This is a genomic window from Virgibacillus proomii, assembly GCF_900162615.1.
Lineage (GTDB): Bacteria > Bacillota > Bacilli > Bacillales > Amphibacillaceae > Virgibacillus > Virgibacillus proomii.
In genome coordinates this window covers 2470091-2486152 of the sequence record NZ_FUFN01000010.1, presented here as the reverse complement: position 1 = coordinate 2486152, position 16062 = coordinate 2470091, and the positions used below count along the sequence as shown (strand labels likewise).

The window sequence follows — 16062 nt, the reverse complement described above, 5'->3', positions numbered from 1 at the left end:
CGTTTATTACATATAAGGGTGTTATTATGGGAGCAAATGCTAATGAATTGATTTTTTTATTTGTGAGATGATATAGTAGAGCAAAATATTAGGAAGCATAGGAAAACGATGATATACTCATCAATAAGCATGATAGCTTTTAAGAGGAGGAATAATCAATGGCAATTATAAATGCAACGGATCAAACTTTTGCTAAAGAAACAGCAGAAGGCTTGGTATTAGTAGATTTTTGGGCACCCTGGTGTGGACCTTGTAAAATGATTGCACCTGTTTTAGAAGAAATTGATGGTGAAATGTCAGATAAAGTGCAAATTGTGAAGTTGGATGTTGATGAAAATCAAGAAACAGCCGGAAAGTTTGGAGTTATGAGTATTCCAACACTGCTATTATTTAAAGACGGTCAAGTAGTTGATCAAGTTATTGGTTTTCAGCCAAAAGAAGCACTAGTTGATCTAATTAACAAACATGCTTAAAAAAATGCTATACTAGAAGTATGATTTAAAATCCCTTGTTGCTTCATGTAACAAGGGATTTTCTAAAGGTGTAGAATCGAAGTACATGCTAAAGGAATGGGGAAGTAATGAATCAGAAAATAAAAGATAAGCTAGCAGTACTTCCTGCTAAGCCTGGATGTTATATTATGAAAGACAAACATGAAACAGTAATCTATGTAGGGAAGTCGAAGGTTTTAAAAAATCGTGTTCGTTCTTATTTTACCGGTGCCCATGATCGTAAAACACAACGTTTAGTACAAGAAATTGACAGTTTTGAGTATATTGTAACGTCTTCTGAAATTGAGGCGCTTATTTTAGAAATGAATTTAATTAAAAAATATGACCCTAAATATAATGTCATGCTGAAAGATGATAAATCATATCCATATTTAAAAATTACATCTGAACGGCATCCGAGATTATTAATTACAAGAAGGGTGAAAAAGGATAAAGGAAAATATTTTGGACCTTATCCCAATGTTATTGCTGCCAGAGAAACGAAAAAACTTCTGGATCGCCTTTATCCATTGAGAAAATGTAATAATCCCCCAGGTAGACCGTGTCTTTATTATCATATGAAACAATGTTATGCTTGCAGTGAGCATCCGCCAACGAAAGAAGAGTATGCAGCGATTGTACAGAATGTCACTTCTTTCTTGCAGGGTGGCTACAAAACTATAAAAAAAGCATTAATAAAGAAAATGCATCAAGCAAGTGAAGAATTAAATTTTGAACGAGCAAAGGAACTGCGAGATCAAATACAGCATATTGAATCAGTGATGGAACAGCAAAAAGTGTCGTTAAATGATCGGACTGATCGCGATATTTTTGCTTATAGTTATGATAAGGGCTGGATGTGCATTCAAGTATTTTTCATTAGACAAGGAAAGCTGATTGAAAGAGATGTTTCTATCTTTCCTTTTTTCGATGAAGCTGAAGAAACGTTTATCAGTTACATTGGGAGATTTTACCTGCATCAAAATCATCTAAAACCAAAACAAATTCTTGTTCCGGTTGGGACGAACGTTGATTTATTAAAAGATTTATTAGAAGTTGATGTTCATACTCCATTTCGGGGCAGGAAGAAAGAGTTGGTTGAACTAGCAAAAGAAAATGCTCGGATCTCATTACATGAAAAGTTTTCTATCATTGAGAGGGATGAAGAAAGAACAATTGTTGCTGTCGAGAAGTTAGGTGAAATATTAAATATTGAAACCCCCCATCGAATCGAGGCTTTTGATAATTCGAATATTCAAGGGACTGACCCAGTTTCTGCCATGGTGGTGTTTATTGATGGTAAGCCGGATAAAAAAGAATACCGAAAATATAAGATTCGTAATGTTGATGGTCCCGATGACTATGAAACAATGCGTGAAGTAATTCGACGAAGGTATACAAGAGTGCTGCAAGATAAGCTTCCTTTACCTGACTTAATTATTGTCGATGGAGGTAAGGGTCAGATGAGTGTTGCCTTGGATGTTTTGGAAAATGAATTAGGACTTGATATTCCATTATGCGGTCTAGCTAAAGATGATAAGCATAGGACAAGTGAATTATTATATGGCTCTCCACCTAAAGTGGTTGATTTAGATCGTAAATCGAATGAATTCTATTTAGTTCAGAGAATTCAGGATGAAGTACATCGGTTTGCAGTATCTTTTCACCGGCAATTACGTGGAAAAAATATAGTTCAGTCTGAATTGGATAAAATACCAGGTGTTGGTCCGAAACGAAGAAAGCTATTATTAACCCACTTTAAAACGATCAACGAGATCAAAGAAGCCGATTTGGATGATTTTACTCGACTTGGTATTCCAAAAAACATAGCAACAGGTATTAAAGCTTATTTAAATCAAACTCCATTAGAAAAGCAGTAGTTCTCTAATCCAATTAGTAAACTACTGCTTCATCTATTCGTTAAGAAAATAAGTTAGTAGGAAATATAGCTGCATCTATTAAGAAAATATTACTTTAAATTCTACTTGATGAATTCGTGAGTGAATGGATTCTATGCATTCACATTCCCTCTTTTGAATTTGCTGTAAAGATTCAGCTAAAAACCCAGCCTCCAAACGAAAATCGGCAGGGAAAGGGGCTTTCAACCGCTGTACAACAGAATCAGCCATTAATTGGAACGTCATCTCTTTCTTTTTTAGTTTCACTAATTCAAGATTTCCCCATCCTAAATGTGCAAAGATATGTACAATATCCTCCGTTGTTTCTTTGTGAAACTTTCTTGCCAGTTTTCTTCCCATAAAATATAAGAGAGTATGAGATTCCTTTCCCAGTAACTCTGGTAGGCCTACATAGCGTAAAATATCATAGCCAGCACCTGCTGTATGTAAATTTTCTAATTCTTTAACGGATATTGATGTATCCTGTTTATAAGTCATGAATGTCATCCTCTCTAATTCTCTAAAAAATCATTTCAGTTAGGCAAAAACTCATCTTACATTATCTATCATTACGCATACTCTTGCAAAGAAAAATGGGCGAGCACAAGCCCCTCGCAGGTGATGACCTGCTAGTTATACTTCTATGCCAAGCAATATTTTTTTATAATACCAAAGAACTTCTACGCAAAATTTTATCCTTTCTTTACGTGCAAGTAAACAACTAATTTACTACATATTAGTTTACCATATATGAATAAAGCTGCTAAACTATGTTTTTGAACCTGAGGACTAGTATGTTCTCGTATCTGAAGAGTATGATTTTACCCACATTTTTAGTCACTCCTAAAAACTATTGCTTAATATATCTCATCATCCAACATAAAAGTTATGTTTTTATTCGTTGTCATACTTTCACCAACTAAATGAAAATAAATAATTGAAATAGAGCATCTAATAGAATAAAAGTTATGCTTTATCCCGCATGTAAGGTGCCGTAAACCTCCCCCATCAAAATCTTGAGTTGTACAAAAGGTCTAAGTGGGAGAAAACGGCACCTAAATGCCCGATTCGTTCAACTAACATTTCTTGGGAAAGGTATTCCAAGAAATGAAGTTTCACTTTATTTAACACCTATTTATCTTGTAATTAGCCGAAGATTTTTATACAGTATAAATGATTTGAAAAGTACTCTCTAATGGGAATTTTGTACTAAATTTAGAAATAAACGTCTATAGGTACCGTTTTCTTGACGCTTCCATCTGTAAGAAGTACAATAAACATGTCGCAATTGTACTAATGTCAACTCGCTGTACTTTCCTTTTTTGAGAGGCGTAGGGTTGACTACTAAATACGTACAACAATTTGATGCTTATTACAGATCAAACTAAAGGGGGGAACACATTGACAGAACATCGTGAGTTTTTAACTAGAAGACTTCACTCGTTGTTAGGCGTACTTCCAATTGGGGTATTTTTGATTCAACACTTAGTGGTGAATCATTTTGCTGTTTACGGCGAAGAAAACTTCAACAAAGCAGCGGATTTTATGCATAATCTACCATTTCGCACACTCTTAGAAATAGTAGTTATTTTCTTGCCTATCTTGTTTCATGCTATTTTAGGAGTTTATATTGTTTTTGTAGCACGAAACAATACGAGAAATTATGGTTTTTTCCGTAATTGGATGTTCTTATTACAACGCGTAACGGGTATTATTACGTTTGTCTTTATTGTATGGCATGTATGGGAGACTAGAATACAATTGTGGTCTGAGGGTGCAGACTATAGTCTCATGGAAGGAATTCTTTCCAATCCGTTTATGTTTTGGTTTTATATTGTTGGTGTTTTATCTACTATTTTTCATTTTGCAAATGGGCTATGGAGCTTCTGCGTTACTTGGGGGATTACGCAAACACCAAAGTCGCAAAAAGTTGTTACATACGCAACATTGATCGTCTTTTTAGCCTTAAGCTATGTCGGTGTAAGGACATTAATCACATTTGCATACGGTGTTTAATTTAAAGGAACAGGGAGTGAGTGACAGTGATGAGTAATCGAAAAGTTGCTGTAGTCGGCGGAGGTTTGGCTGGCTTAATGGCAACGATAAAAGCAGCAGAAGCAGGCGTTAGTGTCGATCTTTTTTCTATTGTTCCCGTAAAGCGCTCTCACTCAGTATGTGCTCAAGGTGGAATTAACGGTGCAGTCAATACGAAAGGGGAAGGTGATTCTCCTTGGCTTCACTTTGACGATACTGTTTATGGTGGTGACTTCTTAGCGAATCAGCAACCGGTAAAAGCGATGTGTGATGCAGCACCTGGGATCATTCACATGTTTGATCGCATGGGTGTTATGTTTAACCGTACACCGGAGGGTCTACTTGATTTCCGCCGTTTTGGTGGAACCCAAATGCACCGAACAGCATATGCAGGAGCGACTACAGGGCAGCAATTACTTTATGCAGTTGATGAACAAGTTCGTCGTTTTGAAGTAGAAGGACTTGTTACAAAATATGAAAACTGGGAATTCGTACGGGCGATTATTGATGAAGAGGGTGTTGGAAGAGGAATTGTTGCGCAAGATGTAAAAACACATGAAATAAAAGCATTTCCTTCTGACGCTACTATTTTTGCTACTGGCGGACCGGGAATAATTTTTGGTAAATCTACGAACTCCATGATTAATACTGGTTCAGCAGCAAGTAAACTGTATCAACAAGGTGTAAAATATGCGAATGGTGAATTTATTCAAATTCATCCTACCGCTATACCAGGTGATGATAAGTTACGATTAATGAGTGAGTCTGCCCGTGGAGAAGGCGGCAGAATATGGACATATAAAGATGGAGAACCATGGTATTTCCTAGAAGAAAAATACCCAGCTTACGGTAATCTGGTACCACGTGATATTGCTACACGAGAAATATTTGATGTTTGTGTAAACCAAAAGCTAGGTATTAATGGAGAGAATATGGTTTATCTTGATCTATCACATAAGGACCCTAAAGAGCTTGATATTAAGCTCGGCGGAATTATTGAGATTTATGAAAAATTTGTTGGTGAAGATCCGCGAAAAGTACCGATGAAGATATTCCCTGCAGTGCATTATTCCATGGGCGGACTATGGGTAGACATCAATCAGATGACAAATGTTCCAGGAATATTTGCAGCAGGTGAATGTGACTATTCTATGCATGGCGCTAACCGATTAGGTGCTAACTCTTTATTATCTGCTATATATGGAGGAGCAGTTGCCGGACCAAGTGCAATCAAGTATATTGAAGGATTAGATAAACATGTAGATGATCTGTCATCCAGCTTATTCGAAGAAAATGTGAAGGTTGAACAGGATAACTTTGAAAAATTAATGAAGATGGATGGCGACGAAAACGCTTATCAAATTCATAAAGAGCTTGGAGAATGGATGACTGATAATGTAACCGTTGTTCGTGAAAACAAAAAACTATTAGAAACAGATGAGAAAATCCAAGAATTGATGGAGCGCTTTGAGAATATTAATATTAATGACACATCACGGTGGAGCAACCAAGGAGTAATGTTTACCCGTCAACTGAAGAATATGCTTCAGCTAGCCCGTGTTGTAACACTAGGTGCCTACCACCGAGATGAAAGTCGTGGAGCTCATTACAAACCAGAGTTTCCAGATCGTAATGACGAAGACTGGTTGAAAACAACGATCGCTGAATTTGATCTCGAAAAAAATTCACCTAAATTTTCCTATGAGGACGTTGATGTTTCTCTGATTAAGCCACGTAAGCGTGATTATACGAAGAAAAGTGAAGGGGGAGTAAGTAAAAATGGCTGAGAATAAGACAGTTACGTTTATCATTACTCGACAAGACAGTCCAGATTCTGCCCCCTATCAAGAAACATTTCAAGTTCCATATCGGCCAAATATGAATGTTATTTCTGCATTAATGGAAATTCGTAAAAATCCAGTTAATGCAAATGGGGAGAAAACAACACCAGTTCAATGGGATATGAACTGTTTAGAAGAAGTTTGCGGTGCTTGTTCTATGGTTATCAATGGCGTGGCTCGACAGTCGTGTGCGGCACTTGTAGATAAACTAGACCAACCAGTTCGCTTAGAGCCCATGTCAACATTTCCGGTAGTCCGGGACTTAATTGTTGACAGGGAGCGCATGTTTGATGCATTAAAACAAGTTAAAGCTTGGATTCCGATTGACGGTACACATGATTTGGGGCCTGGTCCACGTATGCCGGAAAAGAAACGTCAATGGGCTTATGAATTATCCAAATGTATGACGTGTGGGGTTTGTTTAGAAGCTTGTCCAAACGTCAATGATAAGTCTAATTTTATTGGTCCGGCTGCTATATCCCAAGCTCGTTTATTTAATGCACATCCAACCGGTACCATGAATGCCAGCGAACGGTTAAATGGTCTAATGGAAGATGGCGGTATAGACGGTTGCGGTAATTCACAAAACTGTGTGCAAGTATGTCCGAAAGGTATTCCTTTAACTACTTCCATTGCAGCCATGAACCGGGCAACAAATATTCAAGCGTTTAAAAACTTTTTTGGAAGTGACAGCGCACTTTAATATCATTATACAACGAGCCCCTGCCAAAAGCGGCCGGGGCCGTTTTTTTACACATGGTGAAAGTTTTATAAGTAAGTCCATGTTTCAAAGTTTATTATATGTAGGTGGGAAATTGCTTAGCTTTAGGTATGTGTTAGACTTGTTGTTTATTAACAAGTAATATATAAATAATGAAGATTGAATGTTCAGTTAGTTTTGGGTAAGTAAATTGTTTAGATGTTCAGGTTACCAAAGTAGTCAAATAGGAGAGGGAGGTACTCATGAGAATTTCATACATAGAGGATGTAGATAAATGGCGTTCAACATTTACGTTTTTCATTCCAATAAAGGTTCGTTTTTCAGAAACAGATTTATTTGGTCATATGAATAATACTGCTTCATTTATCTACTTTGAACAAGCACGAATCGAATATTTAAAGTCACTAGGCTTATTTAATAGTTCAGGTGAAATAGAAGCTATTCCGGTAGTTTCTGATTTACAATGTAACTATTTAAAACAGGTATATTTTGATCAAACACTTCATGTTTATGTAAAAGCTCAGCATGTAGGAAATACATCAGCAGATATTCACTACATGGTTTTAGATGACAAACAGGAAATCGCACTTACTGGACGCGGCAGACTAGTATACATTCATGTCCAGACAGGTAAGCCAGTGCCGCTAGAAGAATCAATGAAGGAAGCTCTTCTACATCAATAAGAAGAAGCAGCTCATATTAAAGTTATAATGAGTGGATTTTTCAATATACCGAAATTTAATATTTTGCGAAAAAAAGTGCTATACAACATGTACTAGATTTTTAATTGGCTTTAGTGTCATTTTAATCACCATCTTTAATCATTTATTTATATGAAAGTGTTGTTTTTCCAAATCTATTTAGGGCAATCAATGCAAGAAAATCGCATCGCTTTGTTGTGTTACTAGCTTACTCCTAACGCTTACATTTACTATTTTTGCCGGCTTGATTATCTGGTGTGTAGTTTACAAAGGTATGGAGTTTTCTGGCGATTGGAAATAGCACAAATCCGGGGTGTATATAATGATGAGGCCTTCTTAAGTTAATAGCTTGAGGGAAAACCTCGCTAGCAGTTTTTATGGGGAAGGGCTGGAGAATGATCCATAATGGAAGCTGCGACAGTCCTTTACCCGACAACTCTTTTTTAAATGATGAAGCAACATTTAGAAATAAAGCATTTTTATAGCATATACTAAATGCTGTACTGAATCAAGTATTTTTAGCGCTCATTACATACTACTGCTTACGTGTTCTTATCCAACTGGAGATGAAAAGCAAAAAATCACTACTGCGAATCACTCACTGGTTAAAAATTAGCGTGGAAACCATCCTAGACGTCTGGATTAGGCAGTTTGAAGATGTTGCCGTTTGTTATCTTATGTTAATTGTATATTTTTAAAATGGAAAGTGCGTCATTATTCAGGGTTTGAATTTTGGATCCAAATTATAGAAATAAATTAACTGAATATTATTATTTATTTATGTAATGCTAGTGATAACTGCATAAAGAAATCCTCAATAGCTTAGTATTTGAACTAAACAACAGTTATGTTGAAGGGTTTAACAATCAGACCAAAGTGATTAAATCCGTAATATATTTGGATTCAACGCTTCGATCGCTTCGAATGAAAGTAGTGTTACTACATCATCCATGCAAATATATTAATACAGGAGTAACATAAATAGGAGTGAGTTTTTAATTACCCACCCCTTGCGAGAACGTTAAATAAAACATATTCATATGAATGTCCATATTGAATCATTATATTTATTGAGAGCTTGTTCAATAAACGATTCATTACTTTTAAACCATGTACACATTCCGATTGAAAATTAATTGATTTACTATCTGCTTTATCCAACTCAACCGATCCACCCTCCATTATAGTTAAACCTTTTTTAATACATCGACATAGCGACAGTTTTTTAAAATAAAGGCTTGATACCACTATTTCTCATGCCATCATTAAGATTTACAAGTAAGTAAACAGAAGTTCATTTATGATTAAAAAAGTGACATCATCAAGATAAGAGGATGACATATTCTTTTCTAAGGTAAAGGTTTTTCAATAGATAAATATACCTAGCTATATTCCTGCAACTGGAAATTTGATATAATGCATTTAAGTTATTAAGTAGACAATTCTTTCAATTGGGAAGGAAGAATATTTAGGAGTGAAACAATGCGGAAAGAAGATGTGAAATCTGTTTTAGAGGCTTGGAAACTAGTTGAATCTTTGTCTCCAAGTAAGGTGAATAGTATTGGAAAAGTGATCAGCAAAAATCATTTTGCAGACGAGAAAAAGCATCGTAAAACTGAACAAATTAGTTTGTCAGATAAACCGTGGGAGCAGGTGAAATTAAAAGAGGCTAGTAAAGAAAAACTACAATTTCGATATTATTTGGGATGCTTTCAACAATATAAACTAGTTGAGTATTTACGTAATTTACTGCAAAATAATGAAGAACTTATCAACAAAGACAAAACAATTCTTTTTAGCTTTTCCTTTTTGGTTGATCAAAATGGCGAGTACATAAAGGGCTCAATTTTTGTTCCAATTTTAATGTATGCAACTAAGATAATGAGTAAAAAAGCTCATATAGTATACGATGAGATTAAGACAACATTTGATGATAAATTACAATTGTTTGAAGACAAAGTAGATGCTATTTTTAAAGGAGGAGTAGATGAATATTCGCTCAATAAAGCTTTAGATACATATCGGCAGTATTTTTTTCTACTAGAAAACCAATCGCTACATTATGTGGAGAAAGAGATTATAAAAGAAGGCAGTAGTGGTCAAATTAGTTTCAACAGCTTCTTTTTAAATGATTTAGAAAATATTATTCGAAAAGGAACTAATGAGACTTTATATAAGTTCATCGAAGGGGTAGATTCTAATAATAGAATTATCATCGATGAAAATAGGGAGGTTATAGAAGAAATATTACAGCCTAAATATTTACCGAATGGTAGGTGGCCTTCAAAAGTTGAACATAGGTTGTCTTTGATGCAACAGGTTGCAGTTAACCAAATTATAAATATGAATGAAAAGGTGCATTCAGTCAATGGGCCTCCAGGAACAGGAAAAACAACTCTATTAAAAGATATTTTTGCTCATATCATGGTTGAAAGAGCGGAAGCCATGATTAATTTAGAAGATCCAACAAAAGCGTTTCAAAAGTTGAAAACCCTTCATTTAGATGGCTTCAATTATCCAATCTATGAGATGGAAAAATCAATTAGAAATTATTCAATGGTTGTAGCTTCAAGTAATAATGGTGCAGTAGAAAATATTTCTAAAGACCTTCCAAAAGAAGGGGAAGTTATTCGTAAAGTTGACGAAAAGGATAAGTTTAAAGCATTTGAAGAACTCTATGCTGATGAAGCAAAACAGTTAAATATGTATCCAATTGCTGCAAAAGAGTTAATGGGAAATGGCGAAAATGTGTGGGGGCTGTTTTCTGCTGCAATGGGAAAAAAGGAGAATATATCGAGCTATTATAATAAACTTTATAATAAAGATGAGAATAGTTTCATAAATCAATTAGAACAAGATAGTAAAAACATTAGCAAGTCTGATTGGAAAAAAGCTGTTAATGAATTTCAAGTAACACTAAGGTCTATTAAAGCAAAGAAAAAAGAACTTCAATTTATATGTGATCAGAGTAAATTTATTAATAATTTAACAAGCGAATTAGATAGAATGAAGAAAACTTTATTAAATATAGAAGAGGAAGAGAAGAAAGTAGAAGAAAAACTAGAACATTATCAAGAAAGAAAAACATTATTAGAAGAAGAGTTTGAAACAGCTTCAGGACAAGGGCTTTTAAAGAGAGTAATTAGTAAAGTGCTTCGTAAAAAGAATGCGCAAATATTACAGTTAGAAGCTGACTTAATAGAGATTAATTCAAAAATCGAGAAAGAAGTAGATAGTTTACGTCAATTGAACTTAAAAAAGTATGTAGCACAAGAAAATATTCAGGATGAAAAAAATAAAATAGATTACTATTATCGTGTAATGGAAAAATATGCAGATCAAAATTTAGTGCTACCTGATGAAGAATATTGGAGTGATTCTGCATATGATTATAGGCAAGAAAAAGCAATTTGGGTCACTGATGAATTAAACTATGAAAGAGGATTGTTATTTTTAAAAGCAATGAAAATTCATAAGTTGGTTTTAATATTCAACTACAAAGCGATAAGATCTAACCTCCGTTTATTAAATTTTCGAACTCAGTTAGATTTAAACCAGAGTGAACATAGAAGATACTTGGAATATGCTTGGCAAGCTGTTCATTTGATAACTCCATTAATAAGTACAACTTTTGCAAGTTTTAGTTCAATGTACAAAGGAGTAAGCAAAGATTTTATTGATTATTTGTTTATCGACGAAGCCGGACAAGCTAGTCCACAGCAGGCAGCAGGAGCATTGTGGCGTTCCAAAAATGCTATTGTAGTTGGAGATCCACTTCAAATAGAACCAGTCGTAACTATTGATCAAACGGTTTTAGGAGACATAAAAAAATACTATGATGTGGATTCTATTTATATTGATAAAGGCTCCTCAGTACAATCTATTGCAGATAATGCAAATAGATTTGGAGTATATAATAAGTATGGGCAGTGGATTGGAATTCCTTTATGGGTTCATAGAAGGTGTTCAAGTCCAATGTTTACCATTTCTAATGAAATTGCTTATGATAATAAAATGGTTTTAGCTAAAAAGGAAAAGGTTGGGGAAAGTGCATGGTTCCATTGTATAGGTAGTGCAACTAATCGGCAATTTGTAGAAGAACAAGCATACTTTGTTGCGGAAAAGATCGCTTTACAATGGAAAAATGGTATAGAGCCTCCTGATATATATGTAATCACCCCTTTTACTGCTGTAAAAGACGGTATAAAGAACATTGTAAGAGCACGCTTAAAGCAAGAAGGTATTCCGAATCGAGATATAAGTAGCTGGATCATTAAATCAATCGGAACTGTTCATACATTCCAGGGCAGGGAGGCAGATATTGTTTATTTTGTAGCTGGAACAGATGAAGATAGCGATAGTGCTGCCGACTGGTCATGCTCTAAGCCTAATCTAATTAACGTGGCTGTGACAAGAGCGAAAAGAGAATTTTACATGGTAGGAGATTATAAACGTCTTTCAAAAAAAGAATATTATAAAACCATTGCAAGAAATATTGAAGTTTTTAAAGTTCATTCTTTAGTAAAGGGTATTTAATGTTTTGAAGCATGCTCTCATGAATCGGATGACCATATAATTAAGTGATCAGCCTTTATTTGTTCTAGAAATGGGGGTAAATAGGTTCTTCAACATTTAGTTGTAAAATGATTTATTCTGTAGTTACTATTTAATAATTTGTTAGTGAAAGTTGCTCTGGTAACGCAAAACGAGTATAGAAATTATGATTAAAGATAACCCAATTGAATGGAACGAAGATAAAGAAGCAAATGAAGTAAACTTAAAAGGTAATATAATTGCGGCAAAAACAGCCAGACTGTTGAGGAATCAATATTTAAAATAAATATACAGGTGATATTAATGTCATATAGTATAGAAGATAAAATTAAAAAAATTGTAAGCGATAAAACTAATGAAAAATGTATTCTTGATTATAAAGTAAAAGAGTATGATCTTGGTACAAAAAGTAAATGGGAAATGATCAAAGACATTATAGCAATGTTAAATAGTGAAGAAGCTTTTGGTGAACATAAGTTTATAATATTAGGAATAGCTGAGAAAGAATTTTATGTTAAAGGATTAGAACGAAATATGCGAGACGATAATGAATATCAGCACTTATTTGAATTTATAGAACCTAGACCCAAAATTGAGACGGGACAAGTATTTATAGAAAACAAAACCATAGGGTATATTTTTATAGATAAGATTAACGCTAAAAGACCGTATACCATAGCTAAAGATAATGAAAAGTATTGTAGGGGAACTTCATTTATAAGGAAAGGAAGTATAAACATTTCCTTAAACAATGAAACAAGAGAGAAGTTAATATTAAAAAAATTCATTAAAAAATCGAACGTTAATGAAATATATCAGAATATCTTAGATAAAAATGCTTTAAAGTCAGAAGTAATATATAAAAATAAGGATAGTGAAGGAAAAGAAAAAATAGATCCCTCTAACAATAATGGGAAATTTACGATAGGAGAAGGGTTGTTTGAATTTAAAATCAAATTTGATGTAGCAAATAATGGAGTTGCAAGAGTATATAATGATTACGGCATACAAGTATCTCGAATTAAAAATAAAGGCTATTTATTTGATAGATACCAAGAAATAGCTTTTGAAAAATTGGATTTCACAGATAGGTTAAGGAGATACGAGACAAGTGATTTAGCGGTTATAGTAAATAGAATGGGGAAATTTGCGCTACTAGCCTTTATTAATATTGATTCTGAGTCTCATGGTGCTAATTCTGATTTGATAGAATTCAAATGGAAGATTATATGATAAGTTTTTTTAATCAGAACAATCGGTTCAGATCGTTGAAGAGTTAGCACAGCTAAAAAATCAATTTAATAAGAATTATTGTTTTTGAATGAATGTTTTTTATTTCACCAATTAGGTACAGTTCAGTTCTGTTGTATATCTAATATTTTAAGTTATATATCGTGATATTTTGTCTATTTGGATAAAATTTGCATTAGACGATTTTTATTTTTGTGATTAATGACATATTAGTATAAAAGATATAAGGATAAGTTTCTTATTACAAAAGAAATAGTACGTAAAAATAAAGGAGAGGTATTTTATCAAAATTGAATAGATTATAATAAGAGGATTTAGAAACTTCTAAGATGAAACAATAAAATTTGCTAATCAAACGTTAATTATAGGTCTAATGATGTTGGTAAAACCAATTTAATTTACGCGTTAAGAATTCTGTTTGATAGGAGTCTAAGCAAAAAAAATTTAGAGTTACTTGAAAGTATGATTATAATGTTTCGATAAATCTAATTCAATTGAAATTACAGTCAAAATTACAGAAGTTACCGAAGACTGCTTAATAAGCACTTTTAAAGGTGACTTAAAAAGATCTACAATGTGATTTATTAAAGCAATTGTGCTTTGATCAAACTATCCATGTATATGTAAAAGCGTATTATGTCGGCAGATCATCTGTTGACATTCAATATATGGTTTTGGGCGACAAACAAGAAATAGCTTTAACAGGACGAGGAAGACTTGTCGATATTCATGCAAAAATAGGCAAGCTAGTAAAGCAATGATACTAGCTTTGTTTGGAACAGTAAAAACTAGAATTGTATCGATTCGTTTATGTCTTTTGTAATAGACAATAATTGAATAAGTGAATGGAGTGATTGCATAAGATAGGGGTTTTATTGAATTGGGAGAAAGTTGCTTCTTAGAATGCAAGCGCAAAGCACAGATAAGATGAATGCCCATTAAATTTTTTGAAAAAATAAAGATAAAAAATTATGCAGAACGCAAAACTACATTTTAGTGTATGTTTGATGTAAAGATTTAACGAATAACTTCTTTAAATATATATTAGTGGTGTATTTATGACTATAGCAGACACGGCTTTCCATAGCGGAAAGCCGTGTTGATTTAGAGCTTTAATTCCCCCATGCGAAGGAGCTCTACAACAGCCTGTGAACGCCCCTTAACTCCTAACTTCTGCATAGCATTTGAAATATGATTTCGAACTGTTTTTTCTGATATGAATAATTCCTGGGCAATTTCTTTAGTTGTCTTATCTTGTACTAATAGTTCGAATACTTCTTTTTCCCGTTTAGTTAGTAATTGCTTCGGTTTATACTCGTTGTCCTTCAAATGGTAACCCCTCCTTGCTGTCAATAGAGCTGCATAATGAAGGGAAATTATTTAGTCAATAATAGCTTATGATGAAGCAAATAAACGGTGCGTACATTTGTCAAGAGTAACAGGAATCTCCCTAGAAATGTTTAAAATGAGTAACCTAATTGCTACTTATATTCTTAAAAAAGTGTAGCCGAGAATCGACGTAAATCAATTAATTTTCAATCGGAATGTGTACATGGTTCAAAAGTAATGAATCGTTTACTGAACAAGCTTTCAATAAATATAATGATTCAATATGGACATTCATATGAATATGTTTTACTTAACGTTCTCACAACACTTTTTATATTTTCCCCCATTTCTTTTTTCCGTTCTTGTTCTTTATGTACTCGTAGTTTTCCATGAGTTAGCTCTTTTTTTTGAATGACTGAAAACATCGGCTGTTACAGTGGAATGGGAAAAAAGAAGCTGCATATTTAAAGATTGTCATATTTTGATCTACTGCCGATATTGATAACACGTTTTCATATTTTTTCTTTTTTTAGACAATACATTTTTACTCTTGATCCAGCTAAACTTTAAGCTCTTCGTTTGTAACCATCTTTTGTTAGACCTTTTGTAAATTCCCGTTTATGTTTATTCTATTTAACATTTAAAATTAGGAAACTTTAACTTAGATAATGTTTACCGCTAGCCTTCTTCTCATACTTTTTTATAGCTCATTTAATACCATGCCTAGCTACATGAATTGCTATGACTACTAAAGGATACCATGAAGCTTGTACTTCCGCAGTTTAACATCATACTTCTCGCCAGTATCAAGATCAGTAATAATAGCAGTAAAATCAGCAGTAAAATCAGCAGTAAAATCATCTCTATTAATACTTGTTATTTCCACATCAAAAGTTATAATCTATTATTTCTCCCGTATCTGTTTCTTCAATGGTTGTTAAAACAGTTGAATTTTCCCCTATCCCTAAATTAATTTTACTATCAACTTTCACATCGCTAGTATCTACATTATTGTTGACCACTATTTCATCTTTACTGGAAATATAGCTTTTGATTTCTACTTTATCTTCCAATTCTTCTGTAAGAGTTACTTTTTTATCTCCCGTGATTAAATTTATCTTTAATATTATTTTCTAATGATTGCGCTTCTGTAATATGCGGTACTATGTTGCTAAATATAAATGTAAATAGTAATATTTTTATAAATATCTTTTTCATTATTATGCCCCTTTGCTTTGCTAT

At 33.6% G+C, this 16062-nt stretch carries 13 protein-coding genes; 8 read left to right on the top strand and 5 right to left on the bottom strand.

Annotation, left to right across the window (positions count from 1 at the left end; genetic code table 11):
* The first annotated feature begins 158 nt into the window (after window positions 1–158).
* Together trxA and uvrC are read left to right on the top strand one after the other, a co-directional pair.
* Window positions 159–473, top strand: coding sequence for a thioredoxin (gene trxA, locus BN1066_RS19020; protein ID WP_077321297.1), 315 nt, complete (start codon window positions 159–161; stop codon window positions 471–473).
* 107 nt (window positions 474–580) lie between these two features.
* On the top strand, window positions 581–2371 hold the full coding sequence (uvrC, locus tag BN1066_RS19015; RefSeq protein ID WP_077321296.1) for an excinuclease ABC subunit UvrC: 1791 nt from the start codon (window positions 581–583) through the stop codon (window positions 2369–2371).
* Between the two features lie 78 nt (window positions 2372–2449).
* Here the strand turns inward: uvrC and BN1066_RS19010 are convergent, their stop codons facing one another.
* On the bottom strand, window positions 2450–2887 hold the full coding sequence (locus BN1066_RS19010; RefSeq protein ID WP_077321295.1) for a DUF2507 domain-containing protein: 438 nt from the start codon (window positions 2885–2887) through the stop codon (window positions 2450–2452).
* Between the two features lie 903 nt (window positions 2888–3790).
* On the opposite strand from BN1066_RS19010, the gene BN1066_RS19005 reads away from it, so the two are divergent.
* The 4 genes from BN1066_RS19005 to BN1066_RS18990 all read left to right on the top strand — a co-directional run bounded on the left by BN1066_RS19005 (window position 3791) and on the right by BN1066_RS18990 (window position 7668).
* On the top strand, window positions 3791–4405 hold the full coding sequence (locus BN1066_RS19005; RefSeq protein ID WP_216482329.1) for a succinate dehydrogenase cytochrome b558 subunit: 615 nt from the start codon (window positions 3791–3793) through the stop codon (window positions 4403–4405).
* A gap of 29 nt (window positions 4406–4434) precedes the next feature.
* Window positions 4435–6210 carry a succinate dehydrogenase flavoprotein subunit gene (sdhA, locus tag BN1066_RS19000; RefSeq protein WP_077321553.1) on the top strand — a complete coding sequence of 592 codons (1776 nt, stop codon included), beginning with the start codon at window positions 4435–4437 and terminating at the stop codon, window positions 6208–6210.
* On the top strand, window positions 6203–6967 hold the full coding sequence (gene sdhB / locus BN1066_RS18995; protein WP_077321293.1) for a succinate dehydrogenase iron-sulfur subunit: 765 nt from the start codon (window positions 6203–6205) through the stop codon (window positions 6965–6967). Before sdhA ends, sdhB begins: the two co-directional genes overlap by 8 nt.
* A gap of 260 nt (window positions 6968–7227) precedes the next feature.
* Window positions 7228–7668, top strand: coding sequence for an acyl-CoA thioesterase (locus BN1066_RS18990; RefSeq protein WP_077321292.1), 441 nt, complete (start codon window positions 7228–7230; stop codon window positions 7666–7668).
* A 1017-nt stretch (window positions 7669–8685) separates the two neighbouring features.
* Here the strand turns inward: BN1066_RS18990 and BN1066_RS18985 are convergent.
* Window positions 8686–8868, bottom strand: coding sequence for a hypothetical protein (locus tag BN1066_RS18985; RefSeq protein WP_077321291.1), 183 nt, complete (start codon window positions 8866–8868; stop codon window positions 8686–8688).
* A 300-nt stretch (window positions 8869–9168) separates the two neighbouring features.
* Here BN1066_RS18985 and BN1066_RS18980 point away from each other — a divergent pair, with 300 nt between their 5' ends.
* A complete protein-coding gene (locus BN1066_RS18980; protein WP_077321290.1) occupies window positions 9169–12222 on the top strand; it encodes a DEAD/DEAH box helicase in 3054 nt (1017 codons plus the stop codon).
* A gap of 321 nt (window positions 12223–12543) precedes the next feature.
* Window positions 12544–13473 carry an ATP-binding protein gene (locus BN1066_RS18975; protein WP_077321289.1) on the top strand — a complete coding sequence of 310 codons (930 nt, stop codon included), beginning with the start codon at window positions 12544–12546 and terminating at the stop codon, window positions 13471–13473.
* A 1122-nt stretch (window positions 13474–14595) separates the two neighbouring features.
* Here the strand turns inward: BN1066_RS18975 and BN1066_RS18970 are convergent.
* The 3 genes from BN1066_RS18970 to BN1066_RS18965 all read right to left on the bottom strand — a co-directional run bounded on the left by BN1066_RS18970 (window position 14596) and on the right by BN1066_RS18965 (window position 15893).
* On the bottom strand, window positions 14596–14820 hold the full coding sequence (locus tag BN1066_RS18970) for a helix-turn-helix domain-containing protein (protein ID WP_010651078.1): 225 nt from the start codon (window positions 14818–14820) through the stop codon (window positions 14596–14598).
* A 748-nt stretch (window positions 14821–15568) separates the two neighbouring features.
* Window positions 15569–15706, bottom strand: a complete 138-nt coding sequence (locus BN1066_RS21380) for a hypothetical protein (protein ID WP_179104437.1) — start codon at window positions 15704–15706, stop codon at window positions 15569–15571.
* A 1-nt stretch (window position 15707) separates the two neighbouring features.
* Complete coding sequence (locus tag BN1066_RS18965) at window positions 15708–15893, bottom strand: hypothetical protein (protein WP_077321288.1); 186 nt, start codon at window positions 15891–15893, stop codon at window positions 15708–15710.
* Between the last annotated feature and the right edge of the window lie 169 nt (window positions 15894–16062).